The sequence below is a fragment of the Paenibacillus sp. BIHB 4019 genome (assembly GCF_002741035.1).
GTDB lineage: Bacteria > Bacillota > Bacilli > Paenibacillales > Paenibacillaceae > Pristimantibacillus.
In genome coordinates this window covers 4890674-4916055 of record NZ_CP016808.1, presented here as the reverse complement: position 1 = coordinate 4916055, position 25382 = coordinate 4890674, and the positions used below count along the sequence as shown (strand labels likewise).

General features: G+C 44.1%; 20 protein-coding genes. 4 read left to right on the top strand and 16 right to left on the bottom strand.

The features are described from left to right. Window positions 1-593: 593 nt before the first annotated feature. From BBD42_RS21270 to BBD42_RS21250, 4 genes are all read right to left on the bottom strand, one after another. The gene (locus BBD42_RS21270; protein ID WP_099519777.1) at window positions 594-1460 is read right to left on the bottom strand and encodes a toll/interleukin-1 receptor domain-containing protein; all 867 of its coding nucleotides are present in this window, start codon (window positions 1458-1460) and stop codon (window positions 594-596) included. A gap of 442 nt (window positions 1461-1902) precedes the next feature. Beyond that, complete coding sequence (locus BBD42_RS21260; protein ID WP_099519775.1) at window positions 1903-2679, bottom strand: ParB N-terminal domain-containing protein; 777 nt, start codon at window positions 2677-2679, stop codon at window positions 1903-1905. Then, complete coding sequence (locus BBD42_RS21255) at window positions 2676-3560, bottom strand: hypothetical protein (protein ID WP_099519774.1); 885 nt, start codon at window positions 3558-3560, stop codon at window positions 2676-2678. Before BBD42_RS21255 ends, BBD42_RS21260 begins: the two co-directional genes overlap by 4 nt. A gap of 936 nt (window positions 3561-4496) precedes the next feature. Beyond that, entirely contained in the window at window positions 4497-5702 is a 1206-nt protein-coding gene (locus BBD42_RS21250; protein WP_099519773.1) for an MFS transporter, read from the bottom strand. Between the two features lie 126 nt (window positions 5703-5828). Between BBD42_RS21250 and BBD42_RS21245 the strand changes: the two genes are divergently transcribed. After that, window positions 5829-6719, top strand: a complete 891-nt coding sequence (locus BBD42_RS21245) for a LysR family transcriptional regulator (protein ID WP_099519772.1) — start codon at window positions 5829-5831, stop codon at window positions 6717-6719. Between the two features lie 133 nt (window positions 6720-6852). Here the strand turns inward: BBD42_RS21245 and BBD42_RS21240 are convergent, their stop codons facing one another. After that, window positions 6853-7233, bottom strand: coding sequence for a hypothetical protein (locus BBD42_RS21240; RefSeq protein WP_099519771.1), 381 nt, complete (start codon window positions 7231-7233; stop codon window positions 6853-6855). 418 nt (window positions 7234-7651) lie between these two features. Between BBD42_RS21240 and BBD42_RS21235 the strand changes: the two genes are divergently transcribed. The 3 genes from BBD42_RS21235 (at window position 7652) to BBD42_RS21225 (ending at window position 12497) form a co-directional block, all read left to right on the top strand. Further along, a complete protein-coding gene (locus tag BBD42_RS21235) occupies window positions 7652-8269 on the top strand; it encodes a TetR/AcrR family transcriptional regulator (RefSeq protein ID WP_237163184.1) in 618 nt (205 codons plus the stop codon). Between the two features lie 54 nt (window positions 8270-8323). Then, a complete protein-coding gene (locus BBD42_RS21230) occupies window positions 8324-10705 on the top strand; it encodes an MMPL family transporter (protein WP_099519770.1) in 2382 nt (793 codons plus the stop codon). Window positions 10706-11012: 307 nt separating this feature from the next. Then, window positions 11013-12497 (top strand): Lsa family ABC-F type ribosomal protection protein, encoded by a 1485-nt coding sequence (locus tag BBD42_RS21225; RefSeq protein ID WP_099519769.1) that lies wholly within the window; start codon window positions 11013-11015, stop codon window positions 12495-12497. A 118-nt stretch (window positions 12498-12615) separates the two neighbouring features. On the opposite strand, the gene BBD42_RS21220 is transcribed toward BBD42_RS21225, so the two are convergent. The 11 genes from BBD42_RS21220 to BBD42_RS21170 form a co-directional block, all read right to left on the bottom strand. Beyond that, window positions 12616-13137, bottom strand: coding sequence for a MarR family winged helix-turn-helix transcriptional regulator (locus BBD42_RS21220; RefSeq protein ID WP_099519768.1), 522 nt, complete (start codon window positions 13135-13137; stop codon window positions 12616-12618). A gap of 41 nt (window positions 13138-13178) precedes the next feature. Continuing rightward, window positions 13179-13982 (bottom strand): alpha/beta hydrolase, encoded by an 804-nt coding sequence (locus BBD42_RS21215; RefSeq protein WP_237163183.1) that lies wholly within the window; start codon window positions 13980-13982, stop codon window positions 13179-13181. Between the two features lie 468 nt (window positions 13983-14450). Continuing rightward, a complete protein-coding gene (locus BBD42_RS21210; RefSeq protein WP_237163182.1) occupies window positions 14451-14936 on the bottom strand; it encodes a metallophosphoesterase in 486 nt (161 codons plus the stop codon). A gap of 311 nt (window positions 14937-15247) precedes the next feature. Further along, window positions 15248-16606: an FAD-binding oxidoreductase gene (locus BBD42_RS21205; protein ID WP_099519767.1), complete on the bottom strand. Its 1359-nt coding sequence runs from the start codon at window positions 16604-16606 to the stop codon at window positions 15248-15250. Between the two features lie 399 nt (window positions 16607-17005). After that, complete coding sequence (locus BBD42_RS21200) at window positions 17006-17947, bottom strand: carbohydrate ABC transporter permease (RefSeq protein ID WP_481855985.1); 942 nt, start codon at window positions 17945-17947, stop codon at window positions 17006-17008. A 22-nt stretch (window positions 17948-17969) separates the two neighbouring features. After that, on the bottom strand, window positions 17970-18881 hold the full coding sequence (locus tag BBD42_RS21195; RefSeq protein ID WP_099519765.1) for a carbohydrate ABC transporter permease: 912 nt from the start codon (window positions 18879-18881) through the stop codon (window positions 17970-17972). Beyond that, a complete protein-coding gene (locus tag BBD42_RS21190) occupies window positions 18878-21430 on the bottom strand; it encodes a DUF5696 domain-containing protein (protein ID WP_099519764.1) in 2553 nt (850 codons plus the stop codon). The genes BBD42_RS21195 and BBD42_RS21190 overlap by 4 nt, the downstream gene beginning before the upstream one ends. Before the next feature lie 16 nt (window positions 21431-21446). Beyond that, window positions 21447-22082: a YIP1 family protein gene (locus BBD42_RS21185; protein ID WP_481855893.1), complete on the bottom strand. Its 636-nt coding sequence runs from the start codon at window positions 22080-22082 to the stop codon at window positions 21447-21449. Next, window positions 22063-23526 carry an NHL repeat-containing protein gene (locus tag BBD42_RS21180; protein WP_099519763.1) on the bottom strand — a complete coding sequence of 488 codons (1464 nt, stop codon included), beginning with the start codon at window positions 23524-23526 and terminating at the stop codon, window positions 22063-22065. Before BBD42_RS21180 ends, BBD42_RS21185 begins: the two co-directional genes overlap by 20 nt. Window positions 23527-23542: 16 nt before the next feature. Next, the gene (locus BBD42_RS21175; RefSeq protein ID WP_099521734.1) at window positions 23543-24412 is read right to left on the bottom strand and encodes a carbohydrate ABC transporter permease; all 870 of its coding nucleotides are present in this window, start codon (window positions 24410-24412) and stop codon (window positions 23543-23545) included. Window positions 24413-24420: 8 nt separating this feature from the next. Further along, complete coding sequence (locus BBD42_RS21170; RefSeq protein WP_172455578.1) at window positions 24421-25380, bottom strand: carbohydrate ABC transporter permease; 960 nt, start codon at window positions 25378-25380, stop codon at window positions 24421-24423. Window positions 25381-25382: the final 2 nt, after the last annotated feature.

Sequence of the window (25382 nt, the reverse complement as noted above, 5' to 3'; positions counted from 1 at the left end):
TAATATAATCAAAGTATCAAAAACTAAGAATTAATTCCGCCAAGATTTCCGATTCACTTATACCCAAATTGAAGAATTATCAATATCAAGCGAAAAAGTCAAAAGAAAATGTCGGAGACCTTTTGGAGCAAACAAAGCGCTTCTTCGTTTTTTCCTCTTGAAACGGAGTACCGTATTATCATACTGTACCAGGTTCATGGTTTCGAAGATTCTTAAAGCGAAATCATTTAAAAAAAGTCCGTTTTCACGACTTACGTCATACATCTGCAACTTTACTTATAATCAAGGTGTTCATTCTCAAACGATTTCAAGCCGACTTGGACATGCAGATATCCATTACGGTCACGCTCTACAATCGATAGATCAGGCGACTGCCAATACATTCAACACTATATTGTCTCCGAAAGCAGAAATTGTCTCAAAAGAAAACGGTACGTAAGGGCATACAGTTTTTTCGCCCCCAAGATATATATTTTGATGATATTGCTTTAATGGTATTCCTCTAATAAATTTAAAAACCCTTGATTCCTCAAGAATTAACCCCTGACCTCTCGCATGCTATGCATACTTTACCGCCATGGAATTTCGCAAAATTATTCAAGAAAATTAAGACGCTCATTAATAAAATTGGCTAATTGTTGTGGAGTGAATTTTGTTCCATCTATGTAGCCGTCAGTGCTAAGCACGCCATCAATATGTCCAGTATCAAGTCGTATATACATAATTCTATTCATGACTTTTTCTTTTATCATCTCCCGAACTGCTCTAAACTCAAGGCCACACCACTCTTTCTCTTGATATTTCTCACATAAGAATACAACAATTAATTTTGAACGATTTCTATATATATCTTGCAATAGTGTATCTAAGGAGGGCCTTGCTAGTTGACTAATATAGTTATTATCGTAAAATATTTTGTTTATGCCTGCTATCTTTTCAAACTCATTTACAACTTGTTCAACTACATTTCTAAATTCTCCTGCAAATGTAAAAGAGACGTCAAACTGATGCTTAGTTATGTCTACAGGCGGGCCTGTTTTTATACTATTAAAGTCAATGCCTATGTGTTGCAATTCCTTATATAGATTAACTTTCTTTATTGCCCAATGTGTTCTATTTAATTCCCAACTTTTTATATCTAACTCAAATTGCAATTTGTGTAGAGTTTCTAATGAAAGTTCTTTCACTTTCTGGATCGTAATTTTAACCCCAGCTTGTCGTACTTTTATATCTGTCATATAACCAATGCTAGCATCCTTAACACAATAGTCTTCATATGCAAAAATGCATGGAAGTTTTTTAATCTCATCAATGTCTGTTTTTCCTAACTTACCGAACTTTCCAACAATATCTTTTTCAGTATACTCTCGGAGACAACGGTCTAAATCAAATATTTTTGTATTAGATTCCCAAGCATTTTCATCTCCTGATATAAAAAGATTATATAAATCTTCTGTCATTGGCCGACCTCTCCTTACAATTCATTCAAACCAAAAAATGTTCTGCTACTATTAGCTATAACCTATACTCAATTACTTTTTAGATCTTTTCAGGGAAAATAACTCTATGTCCACCTGATTAACAGTCTTCCAGATTTTTCAGAACAACTCTAGCAATCACCATTTGATTAGATTATTATGAACGTTTAATTAAAACCTGAAATATCGTTAGTGACCACCTCCGCGACTCAATCCTCTTTCAAACTTTCCAGGATCATATTTACTTTTTCTGCAATGTCCGAGTTCTGCTTCATTTTGGTATACTCTCGGAATGCTTCCTGCAGGAGAGCCCCCTTCTCTCTCTTACTTACAAATGACCATGTGTTCAGCAAATCAATAAAATCGATATCGAATCTGAAGCTACTAGTCGTCTTTGATTTTGTCATTATGTCCCTCGATTCTATTAAAGTTCTTTTTCACCTTTAAAATGAATACGACTTTTCTCTGAAAGCCTTGTATTATAAATATCACTAAGTATATCCAAGTATTGACTAATTTGATTCCGTTGTTGCAGGAAACCACTCATGTATCCAAGTTTCTTTGTCATGATATCATGGTTGTATTTCGCGCTTCCTGAAAACAGTAGGAATGCTTTAATGAACTTTGTTGACTTATATGTTTCATAGAAGTACGGCGAGAAATCTTCGAGTAGGTCCATAAACAGTTGCACTTCTTCAATGTTCTTCGCCTTATAGTGACCATTTTTAAACGCAGTCATTGCATCCAGTTCGTTTAATTCTCCTTTTGTTAAAGAAATTCCTAAAATTGGTGTAATAGCATTACTTTCGATAAAATCCTTCAGCAAAACGTAGTCAAAGAATTTTTCTTCTTTTTCGGCGAAAGTCGCGTAACCATTTAGAAAGTCAATCGGCTTCCAATTATTGCTCTTTTCATTTAATCGGTGAACTTCTGATAGACCGTATCCCGCACATACAATGTAGTATACCGGCAGCCCCAATATTGATTGTGATTTAAAGCGGTGCTGACCATCAATAATTTCATGCTTCTCATTAACGATAATTGGTGTAATTAATTGTTTCTGTTGCATGGACTCAATAAGACGTTTTACATGCAATTCGTTAATAATTCTGTTTCCATCGATGGTATTAAACCTACCATAGTCTTTTGTTACAAATACTTCAGTGTATTTATCTTGACTCTTTATTTCTTGCTCAATCATTCAGAATCTCTCCTTTGTTTTAAACGCTGTAACCGCTCTATCTCGTTATTCACTGCATAATTGCGCCTAGTTTCCTTACCGCATTGTTTGCACTCGGGACGGAACTTTTTTACAGTATAACTATAGTTAAATTCACGAAGAGTTTTCTCCATGTTGCACTTAGTGCAGTTCTTGATCTGGTTCAAGTCAATATCCTTCGGGATGACTTTCTCGATTTCAACATAACCGATTGCCTCTATTCGTTCTTTGATCTGCTTTTCACGTTTTCGATTACGATATTGAATAGACATACACGTTCTGCAAGTATTTGAAAATCCATCCTTAGAACTGAAGCTCTTTGTGAACTCCATTGCTTGTTTAGTTTCTCTACAATTTTTGCATCGTTTCTCTATAATTACGCTTTCTAAGACTTGTTCCTTAAGCTTCTCTCTTCGCTTCTTTTCTAGCACTCCCCTACATGCTTTACAATAAGTTTGTAAACCATCTAATGAGTAGCTGTGTTTGCTGAACTCACTTCTTTGTTTAACTTCCTTACAATGAGAGCACTTCTTTTCGGCTACTTGGTAAAAGTCAGGGTTTGCTTCGCGCCTTGCTTTAACGGCCAGATCGTACTCAAGCTGTAACAATTTCTCACAATCATGGCATGAGTTTCGCAATCCGTCTTTTGTATATTTATCTATAAGGAACTCAAATCTAGGTTTTATTCTCTTACAACGAGCGCACTGTTTTTCAACGACGAACTCCTTTGGTTCTAACGCACGCTTTAAGAGATTTTCTTTACTTTTTAATCTAACACATTGTTTGCAAATATTATCTTGCGAGTAAAACTCGGTGCTTGGTTTGACCTCCTTGCACGTTTTGCATTGTTTATCGCCAATCATATCCACACACCTTTCTGATTTACATATTACAACAAAACATTAAATATGTAAAACAATTTACTTAAATTGTTAGAATCTGCACTTGTATAATAGACAAAAAAGAAGCCTTTCGATTCCAATTAATTGTCTTTTTTTTAACTCGCCTTATCAGATGTCGTGCTCCTCCATAATGCCAATTCATTAATGTTTTCGCATAAACTTCTACCGTGAGGACTGAACCACTGGGCTTTCCACCAAATAAAAAAACGCAACCTGATAAGGATTGCGTTTTTTTACTTTATCCTCCTATTCTATTGACCTGTAGACTCTTTCTTAACTAAATTATTGCCTTCTATAAGCGTTGACCACGAATTATTAAAGGATTCTCTAAATGGATACAATTCATCCAGTCTTGTAATTTCAGCCATATATATGCTACAAACGTCCTTTGTATATCTGCCACTACCTCTACCATATTCATTTACTACTTTTCTCCAAGATTCAGTTCTAAAGTTTTCAATTAACAGTTCTTTATAATTCTCAGTTAAACTTGCTCTTTGTTCTAGATATCCCCTCTGAACTTTCTCTAAAAATGCTTTATAGTATATTTCTTCCAATTTAGTTATGTTTATATAGTTTAAGAACTCATTAACCTTTTTAATAACATCATTCTTTGCCTCAATATAGATACGATCATAAGCCTTTTCAACCGCCAGACTAAAATGATGATAAAGGTGTATCTAGTATATCTTGTGCAGGTGCAGCTTTTATACCATCTATAAAAAGGAATATACATTCATCTTGTTTCTTATCGATATAATACAAAATATCCTCTCGTCTAAAAGAGTCTCTTTCTTTAACCTCAGAACCATCTTTCTCTTTACTAATATTACTGTCAATTCCCCTCGTATCAATAACCGTAGAGGTAGTCTCAAGTCTATTAAAGTCAATAATATCTTATGTTGATTTACACACTTGCCTGACCCTCCCCTTCCCCCCAGTTATAACCACCTGCACCCCAATCATCACCACAATAACAGCAAGCAGCGTAAATAGCGCAGCCATAAAGCTCCCACTACGATCATAAATCGCCCCAATTAATAAGGGCCCCATTGCGCCAATGATGTAGCCCCCACACTGAGACATCGCTGACCATGCTCCTGCCTCCTCTGGTGTATCCGTTTCGACAATCGGCAGCATAAGCGCCAGTGGAAACAATCCTCCCGCTCCAATGCCAAGCAATATTACAGCTGGCAGCATCGGCAGATGGAAGAGCAGCATAACAATCCCGATTAGCTCAGACACACTGCAAAGGACCAGATAAAATCGCCGTTTCCCAGACCTAGCTACAAGAAAGGGAATCGTCAACGATACCGGAATTTGAATAATCGTAAACACGGTAAGGAGCATAGCCGCGCTTGCTGCGCTGTACCCGAAATTTAGGGCGATCGGTGAAATCCACGCCGTAACCGAATAAAACACACTGGCCATCAATCCGAAAAATAAGGTTAACATAACCGCTTTTTTATTGCGGATTGGCAGCTTCGAGCTAGATCGTACTAAGCTTTCTTGGCTCTCCTTGTTCCCCTCGTTCCCCTCGTTCCCCTTGCTCCCCCTGTTTCCAAGAAAAGCCGACCAAACAATTAAGGCCGCCACGCCGAAAATAGCCCAGCATGACAAAGTCAGCGTTAAGCTGTGATTGCTGCGATTGTATAAAGGTATGGCAAATGCAGAGGCAATGGCTGCCCCTACGGTCATCGAAGCGGAATACACACTTACAATGCCGGGCTTTGTGGGGAAATATTTTTTAATAAACCCCGACAGCAGCGGCCCTGCCAAGCTGATTCCGATTCCGCCAACTAGCGCACTTACAATCAATATAAAGACGGAGCTAACGATCCCCCGCAAAGCGGTTGCCCCTGTAATGAGAAATAATGCAATAAAAATAGTTCGCTCAAGACCTACTCGATCACGTAACGCGGTTGCCGCTGGAGCAAAAATCCCCATGCATAAGACAGGCAATGTCGTTAGCAGACTCGCGGTCAGTCCACTCATTGCCAAATCGTTTTGCATCGTACGAAGCAAAGGGGCAACCGATGTAATAATCGGTCTTAGATTTAAAGCTGCGATAAATATGGCTAACAATAAAAAATATTTTTTCATACGTGCTGCCTCTCTCTATTTAGCTTGGTAACCCTTCATCAAGTATATGGCGCCACGTTTCATCGATCAATTTTATAATTTATATTATAATGATAGTAAAATACTATCATTCAAAGGAGCTGCTGTATGGACAATCGCAATATACAGTACTTTATGGCCGTATTTGAGCTGCTTCATTTTACGAAGGCTGCCGAAAGGCTTGGCATCTCACAGCCCACATTAAGCCAGCAAATTCGCATCCTTGAAGCTGAGCTCGGCACGCCGCTTTTTGACCGCATCGGTAAAAAGGTGGTGGCAACGGAAGCCGGCAAGCTCCTGGCGCATTACGGGGTTAAGATGCTGCAAGCAGAACGGGATGCCAAAAATGCGATAAAGGAGCTTCTATCTGGAGAAGGCGGCACTGTCCGTCTGGCCGTGCTACCCTCGGATTTGGATTTTCAGCTCGTCCCGCTGTTCGTTGCATTTAAGACGAAGTATCCTCACATCCAGCTGCAGGTTTTCTCAACTATCCATGTGCAAGAAGAAGTGCTTAGCCATAAAGTCGATATCGGTATTGGCTTGCAAGGCCTGCCTGATAAAAGATTAATTCAAGTCCCGCTTGGCTCGGAGCCCTATCAGCTCTTCGTTCATGCAGCAAGCGAGCTTGCTAACCGAAAGAAAATTACGCTGCAAGAGCTGGAGCAGCATGCATTAGTTATGTATCCGAAAGGCTTTCTCGGCCGTGATTTAGTGGATGAGGTTTGCATCAAAGAAGGCTTCGAATTAGCTACTGTTATGGAAACCAGCTCGGCTCATTCCTTGCTGCAATTAGTTTCTGCTGGGGTAGGCGCTACTATTCAGCCGAAAGGCTTGCTTCGTCTATTTCCAGAACGCCTGGACATTGTAGCTATCCCTTTTACAGGGCCTACGCCTGTACGCCATATGGAGCTGATGTACTGTACGGATCGCTTTATTAGCCGCTCGCATCAACAATTAACGGAGGGGCTGATTGATTTTTTTCACGGGAAAAATAGTTAAAGCGACTATGCCTTCAGGCAGCGGCAATGATGCAAGCAAAAAGACAGCTAGGCATAGGGGTTATCCCTTGTTCTAGCTGCCTTAAATGAAACGGTTACGGTGCGGCACATCACGATTATTCCATATACGGCATCTAGCTTAAGAAAGGCAATTGGCCTTGCAAATAGGAAGATAGCATCTGCTTAATAACCGGATCTTCGCCCCCGCCCTGCTTTAAAGCCATGCAGATCAAACGAATATCATCGCTTATATACCCCGCCAAATCATGGTTTTCTGTCAAGCGAAATGCTTGCTTAAACGCTTGTTCACGCCCCGCGCGTATTTGTTCGCTCTCTTCCACATCAGAACCATCAGCATAGAGCTCCCATCGCTCTGAAGCCGTAATCCATTCGTTATCATTCGCATCACGCCTATCTAAATATTGATCAGCATCCAGTTCAAAAAATGTTGGTTCCGTAAGCAGGCTCCCCGCCTCCAAGCCTTCTAGTAAAAGGTCCAATTGTGATTGGCTCACCAAAATCCGCCTCCTCATTAAAGTTCTATCAAACGATCATCTGAGATTGCGATCGCATAAAATAACGGCTAAACGAGTATCAGCTTACCTATAATAACGCGATTAAAAATCGATTTAGAATAAACCTTCTCGCAAAACACTTTACTTACTTAATATATTAACTTAAATACTATATTCAAAGGAACACGCCTAAGGTCATGCTCAATCCCTTGGCAGGTAGCGAGCATGCGAATATCTGTATCTAAAATTTTCAATAGTTGCTTCCAAGAAAAAATCACGTTCAATTTCTCTAAGTAACGTTCACAATATCGAAAAACTTGCCCATTGTGCATCTTTGCATTTTGGGCAATAATATTTATGACAGTTGTATAAGATATGCTTTTTCGATTTATACGAGTTTACAAAGGAGGTGTAGTCATTGATCGCTAAACAAACCTTGCGTGATAGAAAAAAAGAAGCGACAGCCTCTGCCCTAGCCGAAGCCGCCTTCGAGCTCGCGCTTGAAAAAGGTTTGGATGGCTTCGTAGTCGACGACGTTGTGCAGCAAGCCGGATATTCCAGACGAACGTTTGCCAACTATTTTTCCTGCAAAGAAGACGCCGTTGCTGCCGTTGCTGTCCCAACAACGAGTGTAGAGGAATATGAGAAATTACTTGCGGGCTTGCCACCAGCAGCGACACCGCTTGATGTTTTGTACAGCCTGATGCAGATGCAGTTTACTGCTGAGTTTTTGCTTAAAATTCGCAAATTCGTCTCTCTTTCCAAGCAATACCCTACCCTTGAACCGTATATCCTGGGCGTTTTCCGCCGTTTGCAAATGGCAGCTCAGGAAGCATTGGAGCCCTTCGCCCGCGGACGTTATAAAGACGGGTATACCCATCTTCTAGTCGGAGCCGTTTATGGAGCGTTTGTGCCGATACTTGACGGCAGTCTGAACGTCCTGCTTCCGGGCGAGACAGAAGCTGAACCGACAGCTGCGATCCCATTCGAGCAATATTTAAATTCGATGTTCGAGTATTTGCGGAAGGGTTTCTAGCCACTTATGACCACTGACCACCATTCGTCATGATATAAAGGAGATTAACATCACATGTCAACATTTTTGTACAAGCTAGGGAAATCCGCTTACGATAAGCCATGGCAATTTCTCATCGGCTGGATCGCTATTCTTGGCGTCGTAATCGCTATGCTCGCAGTCAACGGCATCCATTCCAGCTCCGAAATGAAAATTGCCGGCACAGAATCGCAGAAGGTACTCGATCAACTAACGCAAGAGCTTCCCGAAGCCTCTGGCGGACAAGCCAGCATTGCCTTTACGGTACCTGTTGGTGAACGTTTGGATACGCCGGAACGTTTAGCTTTAATCCAGAAGGCTGTTAATGACGTTTATAATGTAGACTATGTCATTAATCCTGCCAAATTAGCTGCGGAAGCTGGCCTTTCGGCGGCGGCAGCGGCTGATAGCAGCCAAACGGGCGCCGCGGCTGCAGGGGCGAGCCAAGAAACACAAGCAGCCCAAGGAACACAAACGGAACAGCCAAGCGCCGCTGAAATGCCTCCTTATGGCCCTTTGATGGTAGATGGCGTTCCGGTAATAGGGGTCATGCTCTCATCTGATGGCGGTCTTGCCCTGTTCCAGTTCCAATTCACCGAGCAGCAGGCTTCCCTGCCCAAATCCGTACCAGACGCTGTAATCAACGCCGTCGCAGCCGTCGAGCAGAACAATTCCGGCATTACAGCTATACCTAGCGATTCGCTTAAGAGCACGCCAGCCATAGGCTCGACAGAAGCAATCGGGCTTCTCGTGGCAGCCGTTGTGCTTATTATTACGCTTGGCTCTGTTGTTGCTGCGGGTCTGCCGCTGCTTACCGCTCTTTTTGGCGTAGCGATTAGCATTGGAGGCGCGTATGCCCTCTCGAAATTCATTTCGGTCAATGATATTACGCCTATTTTGGCGATTATGATTGGACTCGCTGTCGGTATCGACTATTCCCTGTTTATTGTGAATCGTCAACGCCGCATGATTTTAGACCAAGGCTTAAGTGCGCGTGAAGCTGCGAGCAGAGCTGTAGGTACAGCTGGCAGCGCCGTATTTTTTGCAGGATTAACGGTTATTATTGCTTTGTTCGGCATGCTTGTTATTGGCATTGAGTTCTTGTCGACGATGGCAATGGTTGCTGGTGTGACGGTTTTCGTCACGGTGCTGCTAGCCCTGACTCTTCTGCCTGCTCTGCTTGGATTCGTAGGCGAACGGATTTGCTCGCCTAAAGTCCGCATGAAAAACAGCAGCTCTGACCATAAAGTTCAGAATGGCATCTCGGTTCGCTGGGTTAAGGGAACGGTGAAATATCGCTGGCTTATTATTATCGGAGTGATCATCGTTCTAGGCACGGCAGCGATTCCGGTTACGAAAATGGAGCTCGGGATTCCTTCTGGCGCCTCGGCAAACCTCGATACAGCTGCAAGGCAGAGCTATGACGCGATTTCCAAAGGATTCGGAGAAGGCTTCAACGGTCCCCTGCTTCTGGTGGGCGAGCCGCAAAATGCCTCCGATACATTTACTCCTGAAAAACTCGGCAATCTCGTCCAAGAGCTTCAAAAGCATGACAATGTTTCACTCGTCACACTGATGGGTGTGAATAAAACGGGCAATATGGCGATTATTAGCCTGATTCCCAAAACAGGCCCAACGGACCTGGCAACGAAGGATCTAGTAAACGATCTGCGTGCCCCAGAATCTAGCATTGCGCAAAATACGGATATTAAGCTAGGCGTTACTGGGTTCACCGCTATTAATATTGATATGTCGTCTAAGCTGTCGGAGGCTTTCCCTCTGTATGTCGGCATTATCGTCATTCTGTCTATCATTATTCTATTGCTTGTGTTTCGCTCGATCATCGTTCCCATTAAAGCGACGGTCGGATTTATTCTCAGCATACTTGCAACGTTCGGCCTTACTACAGCCGTTTACCAGTGGGGATGGATGCATTCACTCTTCGGCTTTGACACAGGCGGCCCGCTGCTAAGCTTTATGCCTATTCTTGTTACCGGCATTCTTTATGGACTGGCGATGGATTACCAGGTTTTCCTTGTCAGCTCTATGCGCGAGTCTTATGTGCATGGCCATAGAGGAACGGACAGTGTCGTCCACGGCTATGATCTAGCAAGCCGCATCGTTCTTGCCGCTGCTGTCATTATGGTATCCGTCTTTGCCGGATTCATTTTCGCACCTGATGCCATGATCAAACAGATCGGCTTCGCGCTGGCTATAGGCATCCTTATCGATGCATTCATTGTCCGTATGACGCTGGTTCCAGCCGTCATGGCTGTCTTCGGAGATAAAGCTTGGTGGCTGCCAAAATGGTTAGATCGCATTTTGCCTAACCTCGATGTCGAGGGTGACAAGCTGATAACTGCACTGAATGCTCAGGGCAGCATCGACAGCAAAAAGAAGGCGAACAAGCCCGCATAATGAGCGGCATTTTCATAGCATCCATATTTAAAGCAGCGAGGGTTGCAACCAAACAAAGGATATGTTAAAATTCACTAAACTTAACGATAGGAGCTGAAGAGGATAATGTAGACTTTCTTGCTGAACGTTTGAAGAATAAAACATCGTGTTTTGTTCTTTGCGTGCAAGAAAGTTACTTATTCTTTTCACTCAAATATATAGGCTTATTTGGCCCGCAGCGGGCTGAATTTGCTGTATTTTTTTGAGCTACAAGAAGGGTAACTTTCTTGTAGCTCTTTTTATTTTTTTTCAAAAGGGGGAATTTTTCATGTCCTTAATTAAAGTGACGAATCTTACATTTGCCTATGAAGGCAGCTACGATAACATCTTCGACCAGGTTAGCTTTCAAATCGATACCGACTGGAAACTGGGCTTTACAGGAAGAAATGGCCGGGGAAAAACGACCTTTCTTCATTTGCTGCTCGGCAGCTATGAATACAATGGCACCATTTCTGCCGATGTCAGCTTTGAATATTTTCCATTCCCTATCAAAAATAAAGACTACAATACGCTGGATATCATCGACCACATATGCCCGGACTATCAGCATTGGGAGCTGCTGCGCGAGCTTTCCCTGCTCAAGGTGTCGGAGGACGTTTTATACAGGCCCTTCGATACTTTATCGAACGGCGAACAAACGAAAGTGCAGCTAGCTGCCTTGTTTCTAAAGGAAAACAGCTTTCTGCTCATCGATGAGCCGACGAACCATCTGGACATCCATGCCAGAAAGCTGGTCAGCGATTATTTGAAAGCCAAGAACGGCTTTATTCTCGTATCCCATGACCGGGCATTTCTTGACAACTGCGTGGACCATATTCTGTCGATCAACAAAACCAGCATTGAAATTCAGAGAGGACATTTTTCCGATTGGTGGGAAAATAAACAACGCCAGGACCACTTTGAGATGGCCGAGAACGAGAAGCTGCGCAAGGACGTCAAGCGGCTGAACGAGGCGGCAAAACGAACGAGCAGCTGGTCGCATGAGGTGGAGAAAACAAAAAATGGCACCCGTAATTCTGGCTCCAAGGTCGATAAAGGATACATCGGGCACAAGGCCGCGAAGATGATGAAGCGGTCCAAGTCGCTTGAGCACAGGCAGCAATCGGCGATCGACGAAAAATCCCAGCTGCTGAAAAATGTTGAAAGCTCGGAAAGCCTCAAAATTTCGCAAGTAGCTTATCACAAGTCCCAGCTAATTGAGCTGGATCACGTCTCGATTCAGTACGGCGAGAAGCCGGTTTGCAGCGACGTCAGCTTCACAATTGAGCAAGGCGATCGCATTGCGCTTGCTGGCCCGAACGGCTCCGGAAAATCAAGTCTCCTTAAGCTGATTTATGGCGAGGAAATTCCCTTCTCCGGGGCGCTCCGCATAGGAAGCCAACTGAAAATTTCCTATGTATCGCAGGACACTGCGCATTTGCGAGGCCATTTGTCAGCTTACGCCGAAAGCCAAGGGATCGATGAAAGCTTGTTCAAAGCGATTTTAAGGAAGCTTGATTTTTCTCGTGCCCAATTTGATAAGGACATAGCCTCCTTCAGCGGCGGCCAAAAGAAGAAGGTACTGATCGCCAAAAGCCTTTGCGAGCCCGCCCACCTGTACATTTGGGATGAACCGCTCAATTTTATTGACATCATTTCCCGGATGCAGATCGAAGAACTGCTGCGGGAGCATTCGCCGACCATCCTATTTGTGGAGCATGACAGCGAGTTTTGCAAGCATGTTGCGACAAAGGTTGTGGAATTGGAAGGCTAGAAATTTAGCTTCAATAAATATAAAAAAAGGAATTTCCCTTCAAGCCATTTTACCGCCTGAGGGGAAATTCCTTTTAAATAGAGGATGAATTACTCCACGTTCACTGTTAGTAGCGGATTTATTCATTTACAGCATCAATTTTTATTAGCTTGCGCGGCTCTTGTTCTTTTTCACCATACCATAGCAGCACGTCAGCAAATAAATCTAAAATACGAATGAAGTTTTCCTTGTCCGCCTCTGACACTTTGTCCGCATACTGAAAAATATCATCAAAGCAAATTTGGCGGACAAATTCCGTGTATTTTGCATACACCTCGCGTCCTTCGGCAGAAGGTTTTACATATATATCTTTGCGGTTTCCGCTTAAATGATATTTCTCCAATAAGCCTTTTTCCTCTAAATTTTTTACGTTTTTGGAAAAAGTGCTGCGGCTAACGCCAAGACGTGCTGCCATTTCCGACATTTTCTCGTCCTTGTCCTCAGCTTCCAGAATATATTCCAGCGTCTGAATTTGCGAGGCAGAGAACATCACATCTGTTCCATAGCTTCGCTGCAGCTTATAGGTGTTCGAGTAAGCATTCCCGTACTTAATGATCTTCTCAATAAGTGCTCGATGGTTGCCCATCCATTCTAATTTCATTGGTGATCCCTTTCGTCTTAAAAATTCATCTTTTATAGAAATCAGATTCGTTGTTCAATCCAAGAAATGGCTTCTTCAATGACCTCGTCGCGACTTGGTTCGTTAAATATTTCGTGCATGAGATGAGCATAAATTTTCAACGTTTTATCAGTAGAAGCAATATCTCCGTAAAAATCACGTGAGTCTTGTTCGCTTACAAGCCCGTCATTAGCTCCATGCAGCACTAAAACCGGATCAACAAATTTCTTCGCATGTTGTTTTAGCCACTCCACTCCATCCCCTAGGCTATTGAATAGATCTACAGAAATTTGCTTTTCTACTAGCGGATCATTAGCGTAAGCGGATACAACCTCTGGATCACTGCATACTCCACTGCCAAGCTCGTTTGGAAAATACGTGCCCGAAGGAAGCGATAGCGGCAGTTCTCCGGCAACCTTCGTATGATAACGGGTAAGCGCTCCTGATAAAACAATCCCTTTTACTTTGCCTGGGTATTTGGTTCCAAAAGAAGAGGATGCAAAGCCTCCCATACTATGCCCGATCACAAAAAGAGGGGTATCGCCGCTCTCTTGCAATGCCGCCTCAACAATGCCATTTACATCGTCAATCATTTGATGAAAGTCGTTGTAGAAGGTGCGCGGACCTTCTGACCTGGCATGCCCGCGATGGTCAAAACGATATACATTAAAACCACGCCTGTTTAATTTCTCCGTCAAATAATCGTAGCGTCCAGCATGCTCGCATAAGCCATGAACGACTACAACTGCGGCCTTTGCATCACTCACCACATTTTTACTGAAATAAAGCTTTGTACCGTCAAAGGATGCGATAGTAGTTTCTATCATACTCATAATAACTCCCATTCCTTTCGCTACGCTCATGCACATACAGATTGAAATCCACCAGCCCTGAGCGTTTTTAGTATGCGTAATGGTTGGCTGCCCGAAAAATTATATTCTTTTAAAATAATATTGTTTCTTGTAGAAACAATATTATCACCATCACCCCTTTTTGTCCACGCAAAATTAAAGCGCTTTCAATATTCTGCTTCGCAATTGTAAAGCATATGGATAACATCAGCATTTTGAATGGATGATGTAAAATCGGCCGACTTTGCCATGAACCAGCTCTAGGCAATTGAGCTGTCCTCCAAAGGAACAACCACCGTCAATACCTATCTTGTCTCCGCCCAGCCAGATCTCACAGGAACCGTGAATATCCTTTGTAACCGTATGTCCAAAGACAACAACCTTTTCCATACGGGTTTTGTTCCTGTAAAACTCCTCCTTGATATAAAGCAAGTCATGGACATTCTACTCAGATAATTGGGATACTAAAGGATTTAAACCTGCATGCACATAGATGTAATCGTTATCCTCGTAATAGCAAGGAAGATTTTTCAGAAAGTCCATATGAGAAGAAAGCTCCCCCATAATCACATCTCGTACTTCCTTCAAATGATCTAAACCATTGCTTTTGGTGGCCTTGCCATAACTTTGTAAAGTTTCGCTTCCGCCATTTTCAAAAAATGTGATGATTTCTTTTTCACTCGCCTGATTCTCTATCACCCTAACAAAACGATGGTCATGGTTGCCTTGCAGCGCTATTGCCCCCTGCTCTTGGACTAAATGCTTGACTAGGTCAACAACCTCTTTGCTTTCCGGCCCTCTGCTTACATAATCCCCCAGAAGAATCAGTCTGTCTTTTACTGCACGATAATCGACTTTTTCCAAGAGCTCTATAAACTCCTGGTAACAGCCATGGATATCGCTAATTACCAATGTTCGTTCCACATTCATAAGTTTTCTCCCTTGCTTTGAAAGGTTAGCTTTTGCAAGATCTCAGCAAATCAATCCATTTTCGATCTATTATCCTGTATAGGATAACACGCAAACTCTTCCTCCAAAACATCATTAAATATAGGGTTACTTTGAAAATTGAAGAACTTGTTACGACACTGGCTGGCTCCCACAAGCTCGTCCATCCATCAAGAGCTTGTGGGAGCCAGCTGGTACACCCCTATATTTATTCTCCTTCGTTGCCTGCTTGCCTACAACGAAGGAGTTTTTAATTTTAGGAAAATCACTGGGCCAGCTAGCCGGAAAAATAGTTATTTAACCGTTGCTCGGCGAGCCGGAGTAATACTTTGGGGATTTCTAAACACATTTTTAGGGTCATATTTAGCTTTTATTCTCCGCAGTCTAGGATAGTTGGCTCCATAGTATACCGGCCCGGAATTTTTTATTCCTTGGTCAGGAACGTTTATATAGGACCCTACGATATAAGGCTGCAGCTTCCGGCGTGTCCTGCGAACGATGGCGATATTTTTGGCGGCTTCCGATTGCTTGATCCATGAACTGTTCCACTCGACATAGAACTTCGCTTTACGCCAGTAAAATGCCGTTGATCGAGGCGCTTTACGGCTTACAGCCCCGCCCCAGTTGAGGAAAAAGAATCCCGCGAACCCCCCCTCTACGTTTTCTAAAAATGTGCGCATGGACTTTATCGCTTTATCGGGAAACGGCTTCCTTCCGAAACCAGAAGAGAATTGATTACTGTACCTTTGCGTCAGCACTGGATCGGGAGGCAATAAAAACTTCACGGCTTCCGTGTACGGCAGCAACCGGATGATGCTGCTCGTTGGCGTTCCGACGCTCGTAACGGGCTTTAATAGGCGGATCGCCTCCGTTTTTGATCCGAGGAACAGCCCTTCCATGGAAACATTGCCGCCTTTTTTCGGGCCGATCGATAATTCGCTGCCTAGCTTGTTATTGACGAAAGGCGCCCATTTTTGCCAAGCTTTGAGTACCGCTTCGAATTGATCCCATGGCCAGGTGATACGATATACGGTCGCCTTAGCTGGCGCACGATGTACTTTAAATTTGTATTTGGTGTATACGCCAAAGTTGCCGCCACCACCCCCGCGGGAAGCCCATAGCAGATCAGAATTGCACTTTTTGTTGGCACGAATAATTCTGCCCTTCGCGTCAACCATTTCGAGTTCGAGAAGATTGTCGCTGATGAGGCCAATCGACCGTTGGAGCGGCCCGATTCCCCCACCAAGTGTAATTCCGCCGATGCCAACGGAAGGGCTGTCGCCAAACGGAGCTATAAAACCTTGCCGTGCAAGCGTGTTTGCGATTCTTCCCACCCGATTGCCCGTCTGGACAACAGCCGTTCCACATTTTTTATTTAATTTAATTTTCTTCATATCGCTTACATCAATGACAATTCCTCCGTTGACCTGTGAAAGATTGACTTCAAGAGAATGTCTGCCACTTCTTGGGCGAATCGGTACCTTATTCTCACGGGCCCATTTTATCGCATTGGCCACATCCCGTGTTCTTTGAGCAAAAACAAATACTTTAGGAAATTTGTCCGTATGGGGATCCCAATTTTTACGTGCCGCTTCATAACCCGTATCGCCTTTAAAAATAACGCGCCCGGTAAGCTTCGTTTTTGATCTCAATAACCACATCTCCCTTTGAGTAGATGATTAATACTGCTATCCAACATAAGGCACCGTATATCGTATGAAGGACATTCGCATAGGGAATGGGCTAATGTACTGAAATAAATTCACATCGGAAAAAGACCTGGAATCCCCCTATCTAGTCTGGAAATAAAATCGGTAACGGCATGCCAGATTCGTTAAATTTACTAGTGATAATACAGCAAGCCATATAATTACAGATGGCATGGTAGTCCATAATCCAATCCAAGGCAGCACACGCCCAGCGCCAATAAATGCAGCTAGCTGGGGCAAGGACAGAAGAATCGCGGCAGGCAGCAGCCTCCCGACCGAGGAAATAATCCATTTCCCAGCTGTCGATCCAAATCTATCGTTTCTTCTGCTTAGGTGTATCTCTTATCCAACAAGTCCTGTCCGCTCGATACTTTCGACAAAGTAGCGCTGCACAAACAAATAAAGAATAATTAGCGGCAAAATCGCGAGCAGAATTCCCGTATCCTGTACCATGCTCAAGTAAAACGGGTCAGCTTTCGAGGAGGCGCCGTCTTGAAGAAAGATCGATAAATTATAAGGCAAGGAAGCCAATTGGGTAGACATCACTTTGCTTGACGTCAAGTAGGTTGTCGTAAAGAAGCTGTCATTCCACTGCCATACGAACGAGAACAGCAACACGGTTACAATTGCCGGCAGCGCATTAGGCAGCATAATGCGCAAAAACGTCTGCCCGACACCCGCACCATCCATATAAGCGGCCTCCTCCACCTCCTTGGGCACCCCTCTGAAAAATTGGCGAAAAATAAAAATATACAGCCCTGCTCTCAAGGAATTGGCCGTTACGGAGGTTAAAATAAACGGCCAATACGTGTTCAGCAAATTGACAGATTTTCCAGTCAATAAAGGAATCAAGCCCATCAGGGTAAAGTCCTTCAAGTTTAAATACACGGGAATAAGTATAGTGGTAGGCGGAACCATGATCGTTAGAATGACGCCTCCAAAAAGCAGCTTGCTCCCTTTAAACTTAAGTCTTGCAAAAGCATAGCCCGCAAGCGCACAGGAGGCAGCCGTCAGGATGGTCGTTGTCGACGACAGCGCAAACGTGTTCAGCAGCGTCTGCCAATAATCCATAATGGCGATTGCCTGCTTTATATTATCCAGCGAATAATTTTGTGGAATCCATATCACAATCGGTGAGTACAGATCTGTCTTGGATTTGATCGCTGTAGAAATCTTTTGAAGAATGGGATAAAGAATAACGAACGATAATCCTGCGATTAAAGTTAAACGAACGAACGACCACAGCCACCGCTTCCAGCTTTCTAGCGATAATAATCGGTCCATTATCAAGGCATTCACGCTCCTTTTAGTCTTGGTAGAACACCCTTTTAGATACAAAATACGAGCTGATCAGCAAAATAATCATGATTGCCAGAAAATAGAGCCATGCCATCGCCGAGCTGAGGCCAAAGTTAAAGGTGGTGAAGCCTGTCTCCCGAATCAATTCCGTCATGTCATTCCTTGAGAACGAATCGATAATCGTATAGATCATATTGACGAGAATGAGCGGGCTGACCATCGGAAACGTAATCTTCCAAAATGCTTCATAGCCGGTAGCTCCCTCCATCTTGGACGCCTCATACAGCTGAGGAGATATCGTCTGGATGCCCGCTAGAAAGATCAAAAGCTGCACGCCCGATTGACTTACAATTTGATAAATACGGTCGACTGCCCCTGTAAGATATAAGACAATGTCTTCATTAACTCCCGCATCAAGCATTAATCCGGCCAGCTCATAAGCGCCAAAGGCATTGATGATGCTGGAGCCCGCATTTTGGTCATTGACCGCTTGAATCAAGCTTGTGCTCTCAAGCGTCACAATAACCCCCGAGGCCAAAATGACAGGCAGAAAAAAGATCGACCTTGCAACGGCTCTGCCGAAAAATTTCTGATTCAGCAATACGGCTAAAAACAAACTGAATATAACGATCAACGGTACATTTATGACCATATCCACAATCGCTTCCGTCAATATGCGATTAAAGCTCGTATTGATCGTCAAAGCCTCCACAAAGTTTGAAAATCCGATAAATTGGATGCTGAGCCCCTCCGAGTTAGCCGTTATAGTACTAAAGCTGTAGCGTAAGGAGGAGACCACCGGAATAAAAAAGAAAAAAACAAATCCCAGCAGCCAGGGCAGAACAAATATAAAACCTAAAAAAGCCTTCTGCTGCGCATAAGTCTGCTGCTTCAACCCGAGCTTCGTTATAAGCTTCAAGAGCGTTCACCACCCGTAATATAGCTCTCGGCTTCTACCGTCCTGCCTTCAACCGTTACTTGAGTGCGGTTATAGTTCACAATCACGTATATTCCATTCCCATAAACCGTCTTATATACGCCTTCATCCAGCTTTTCATGCGCGGTAATCCGCTCGTTTCGAACGCTCCTCAGAACGGCGTTCACTTCGTGATAGATCTCCGAGGCTTTATCGATCCATAGCTTGTAATTGACAGCATAGAGATGATTGTATTCAGTATCCTTCACCTTATAGTTCGGCTCGTAAATCCATTCGAAATAAACGCCCGCTCCATATTCCAAATTTTTCAGCACATATTGCTTTTCATTCGTATAAGTAGAAAGATTATACGGTGCCCCCGCGTATTCGATAAATCCGCGAATGACCATTTGATAGAATGGTATTTCTTCATCCTCAAGCTTAAATCCGCTGCTCGACAACGGTGCATGCGTAATATCGGACAAATAAGGCAGCGCATAGGCATTTCCGCCGTTAGCCATCACCTTCAACTTTTCATCCCGGATTTTGTCCAGCGCTTCGCCCGATATGGCTTCGGACACCGTTCGATCTATTTGCTTGTTTTTACGGAAATCACTATTTAATTGATCGGCCAAATCCTGCAGCGAGAGGCCTCCCGTCTGAAAATCACGAATGCCTTTGAGCATGGAATCCGTATAGCCTACGACGAGCCGTGGGGATATGACATAGGACGGCGATTTGGTTATATCACGGCGATTCAATGCCAGATCAAGCGGATAAAGCATAGCAGGCACCTCTCTTAGCGTTCTTGAAGCATCATCCGACTCATTGAACCCTTCTCCTGTAAGCGCAGTCAATATGGCAACTTCCGGAAACAGAGAAATCCCTTTGCTCTGGGCAAACGACACAAATTCCTGCATTCCCTTGCTTCCCCCGATCTCCTTATCAACCAAAACACGGTCAGGAACTTTATGATCGAGACCTTCATTGAACCAGCCCGCATACTTGAGCTTAATATCGCTTATCTTACGCTGCTGCAGACGCTCGACAATGGTTTGTGCTTGCTCGAATGTCGTAAGCGGTTCAAGTGCCTGATAGGGAATGCCCACGAAGTGCTTCTGCTTGGATATGCTTCCAACGAGCTGCAAATAGAAGGGAGTATCCGCTGTCGTATCGTCTGCTTCGTGCTTAAGCAATCCATTATTTTTCTCCAAATATTGCTGATAATAACGAGCCATTCCTTGGTAAGAAGCTTGCTTGCCACTTAGAAATGCATAACGGATAGTATAATCGCTTTTCATCGGGTTTTCTTGAAATTTTGGGAGAGAACGCTGCTGCCCATTCCCATCCAGGCTAACTGTGCCCTTATTGATCACATAGAAATTCGGATAAACATAGTTGTAGCTGTTTAACCTGCCACCAATGTCCGCATGGATGGTAGCAACAGATGCGCCCTCCTCAATGATCCCGAGAAAAGCTCCGCCCTCCCGAATAATCCCGAACACGGGGAGCCTCACCTTCTGTTCTCTAGCAGCATTCTCGGTTCTGTCTATCGTTTGATCCGCCCCATAGACAAGCTGCTGATAGGCCGGATATTTGGTTTTTCCATTGTTAAAGTGGATAAGTGCGCCTGAGCCGTCCGGAACAAACATTGAGCCGTCCTCATCCGTCCCTCCTGCGCCAAAAAAGCTGAGGAGTGAAATAGTGTTAACGGGATATTCATCCGGATAACGGATGCTGGAAACGGGAATTTTGGCGACTAGGCTATCGGCATCCAGCGTATATTCAATCGATGCTTGAAAAATGCGCGCGGCGGGCTTCTCCTGTGTAAAATGAAGCTCGGCCATGTCCTCCTGCAGCTCCGCTTCTGTATATCCTGCTTCGTCCAATGCAGCGAGCGCCCGCTCCAATTGAAGCCCATTCAATGCGCTGTCATTTCTTGCATATACCGCTTTTTCCGTATCCGCTGTATAAGCGATGAGCAATGCTCTTCTCCCCGATTTGTCCAGCTTGCCCGACAATGCCTCGAAACGGGCCTTGCTTAACATTTGGGGTAAATCCTCTGCCGTTTTTGTGGTCGTACCAAATTGATAAGACACACTGATCCCACTTGGAATTTCGGTGACATTGATCTGCTTATGGGCAACACTGTCTGTATAGGAATTGATAGAGTTGATCTGGCCAAAGCTGTTATAAAAATCAATCTTTATTTGAGAGGACAATAGATCCTTGTTTACTCCCGTAGCGAGCGAATCCGAGTCACGATCAAGCGGGTTGCTGTTCCATATTTCACCTGTTTGTTTGATAAGAACGGCTATCGCCCCAGTCTGATCATCTACGAATAGCCGCAGCTGGTCGTTTTCGGCTACTCCCTTCATACCGGCGACACGAGAGTCTGTGAAAGCAGCGCTCAAGGCCTTCCCCTGCGAAAATACCGGCGTAGCCTGCCCATCTTCCTCCCTTTGATTGCCAGATGGCGTAACAGAGCAGCCTGCAATGATAATCCCGACCAGGAAGCATGCGATCAACAGGGCATTTTTGGCTATATTCATCTCTATGCCTCCTCCCTTAACTTCTCAAAACCATTTCTTGATAAATAACCGATATAAAAGCCAGCATCTGCTGAATTAAACTAAAGAACAATAAGCTTAAGAAGGCCATGAATCCCATAGCTGCAATAGTCAAAATGATGGTCCCAATCGTCTTGGACGGCGTATATTGATGAACCGTCATATTGCCGACAAAGAGCAGAAACATGCACCATATCATGGCGATGCTGCTGGAAAAATGATAAAACGCCGTCTCCTGAAGCGAAATCAAATTACTCAACCAGATCCATGGAAAATGAATGATAACGAGCGGAATTAAAGCAAAGCATGTTGAAGTAAAGATGTCGACAAATTTCCCTTCCCCATCCATTAACGTCGTCAGCGACCAATTGGCCACGCACCAAAACAATACGGGAACAACGACATACAAAATCTCCATAAAGCTGTTCATTCCATTTGGGTTAACGAGATTGACCACAAACCCGCTGTACTGGCTCTGCATAATATTGGTCAAGGCCAGCAAAAACAAAATCACAAAAGAAATGACGATGTTCGCCTTTTGGCTACGGTCATATTTCAGCTCCCAGTAGCCATTAAAGGGATGCATAATGAGATAGAAAGGGTATTTATACAGCTCACTGTTCAATGGAGGCAACCTGACGTCCCCCTTTCTTTTTTCGATACTTTTTCATAAGCAAGGCAACTAACACAAGTCCAAGAATACCCGTCATAATCGCAGTAAAATGTTCCCGCAGCACCTGCTTGCGATAGAGCAGAAACGCCTTTGAATATCCTCGTTGATCCATGCTTTGTTTAAAATATTTCATGGCCTCGCCATAATCGCCCTGGCGAATCAGCGCTTTGCCAATTCCTGCATAAGCGAATTCCAGATTTGCATTCATGTTGATCGTCTGTTGGAACAACGTGTTGGCCTGCTCTTCATCGCCTTTATAATAACTCCTGACCGCTTCGTTCAATGTGCGGCCGTATTCGGTCGATTGAAATACCGTGATTTCACCAAGCGCCTTATCCAATATGAGGTAATCATCACCAACGCGCTCAATCGCCACTGGTGTATGGAATTCACCCAATTGATTGCCCAGCCCACCGAAAACGTACATGAAGTGTCCGTCACCATTGTAAGTGAAGATTCGGCCTCTGTTGGCATCCAAAATGGCGTACATCTCGCTGTCCGTGACATCGATATCGACCAATCGCGTAGGGCCATCAGCCGTAGTGAACCGAATGTCTCCTTCCGGTGGGAAATAACCCTCTTCCCTTAAAATGTCGCTCCCCTGCGCATTCAATTTTCTGACGTTGTTTTGCGATTGACTATTTGTCGCGTAAAGGAAGCCTTCATCGTTAATATCCAAATTCGAAAATTCCGTCGGCGTGAACATCACCATCTGGCTCCGCTGCGCTTGGGTGGACAGCATTTTCCAGAAATATTCGACTGGGCTGAAAAACACGCGGTTGGCGCCGATAAACGATGTGAATTCGCCATTCGCATTAAATTCCATAAACCCGTCAAATACGCCAGCTGCCATCACATAAATTCGCTGCGCCTTATCTGCGACAACTCTAATAGGTTCAAATTTGAAACCATCCTGCAGCAGCTCGGACTTCGGCGCTTCGATTACCTTCACCAGCTTGTCGTCCTGATCGAGATGAACTACCCTTTGATGCCCCGTATCCGCAATAAACACATGGTTCTCATCCGTTACGAATAATCCTTGAGGATGCTGGAACGTTTCCTCTTTACCCTTCTGGACGAAAGAAGCTATTATTCGCACCAGCTGAAATTGTTGATTCAAAATAACTACACGATTATTTCCCGTATCGAGCAAATAAATTTGCTTATCGGCCGTCACATGCAGATCGCTCGGTTCTTTTAACGGGCCAACTCCCAGACTCTCGCCGTTCCATAACTTGGTTGCTTGATAAGCCGCGGGAGCAGCAACCGTATTTCCCCAAAATGAATAATGATAAGATCCTGCATCCTCTGCCGCTTGGACCATCGCGCCTCCGGTAGACAAACCGATTAGGCAGCATAAGGCAAGAAGAAGAGCTGCCCTTGTCCGTAATCCGCTTTTCAACATCCTGCACGGCTCCCTTCTACTCTTTCATTCCGGAAGTGGCCATCGTCTGAATGACGCTGCTCTGGGAAATGATAAAGAGTGTAATTGGAACAACCATCAAGATCAGCGCAACTGCCGCACCAACTCCTGCTCTGGCAATTCCTCCTTGCGTAATTTGACCTAAAGCATAATGCAGCGTCTTTAAGTTCTCGCTATAGATAAAGCTGCCCCCATCGGTCCCCCACAGCATTGGAAACTGTAAAATCATGAGCGTTAACCATGCAGGCTTCACATTGGGCATTACAATGCTCCAGTAAATCCGGTATTCATTAGCGCCGTCAATTTTCGCCGCCTCCAGCAAGGCATCCGGTATTTGCTCCATAAATTGCTTCATAAGAAATAGACCCAATGGAAAAGCGAGTGACGGCACAATAATGGATGCATGTGTATTAATCCATCCCAGCCAGGACATTACCATATAGTTAGGAATGGCCGTCACATGCCCGGAAAACATCAGCGACAGCACAACGATAGAGAATAACGTTTTGGCCCCTAAAAATCGGTATTTAGCCAGCGGATATGCCGCTGCCGAGGCGAGTAAAATATGCCCGGCCGTACCGACAATTGTAATGATTACCGTATTAGCGATATATCGCGTGAGCGGCACCCACGAATTGCCCATCAACGCCACCAGATCAAAGAAATTATCCATTGTCGGGTTGTTCACAAATAGGCGTGGCGGAAAAATAAATAGTTCATCAAGCGGCTTAAACGCATTGTTCACAGCATAAATCAAGGGCAGTGCCATAAACGCACCGAATAAGGCAAGGAGCGCAAACAGCAAAAAGCTGACTGTAAAGGAACGATTGAGCTTTTTGGGCGTTCGCAGGACCGCGAGCATTTTCATCGCCAACGTCACTCACCGACCTTTCGCAGCATTTTCTGCGTCAACATATTCGTTCCAAGCATAATGGCAAAAAGAACCGTCGCAATGGCCGACGCGTAGCCCATCTCAAAGCGAATCGAGCCGTAATCCATAAGGTGCGTAACGACCGTATGCGCAGCATAGTTGACGCTCGGAAAGCCAGCCAGCGCAATGGAGATATCGGCAACTGCGAATGCCCCGGTAATTTGCAGGACAGCGCCGAATAATAGCTGGGGTCTCATGGAAGGCAGCGTAATAAACCACAATTCCTGCCAACGATTGTTTATGCCGTCAACGGCGCCCGCTTCTATCAGCGTCTGGTCAATGGTTTGCAGGCCGGCGATAAAGGCGAGAAAGCTCGTGCCTAAACTGAGCCATAGCTGGACGAGAATTACGATGGGCAAAATATATTTCTCATTCGTCAGCCATAAAATCGGTTCCAGCATAAATCCATATTTGATCAGAAATCCATTCAAATAGCCGTAGCTATCCCCGGAAAATACGATCAGCCATATAAAAAACACATTTCCGGAAATGGATGGCGCATAAAAAATCAAGGTCATAATCGCACGAATCTTCGGTGACAGCTCATTGATGATCCATGCAAATAGAAAACAAGCGATATAGCTGACCGGACCGGTAATGACTGCGAACATAAAGGTATTTTTCAAGGCAATCATGAATACATCGTCGTTAAGAAACAGCCTTGAATAGTTTTGCCAGCCAACAAACCGCGGAAATTCGAGCATATTAAAATAAAAGAAGCTTAGACCTAGAGAGAATACGACTGGAATGACCGTAAATAAGAAGAAAATGAGCATATACGGACTCATCAAAATATAGTAATGCTTGTTTCTTTTTAACTCATTCAACGTATGTGCCCATTTGGACGCCTTCGTCGGCTGGACGAGTTTAGGAACAGCTTTGCCTGTTGCTGTATCAGCTTGCACCG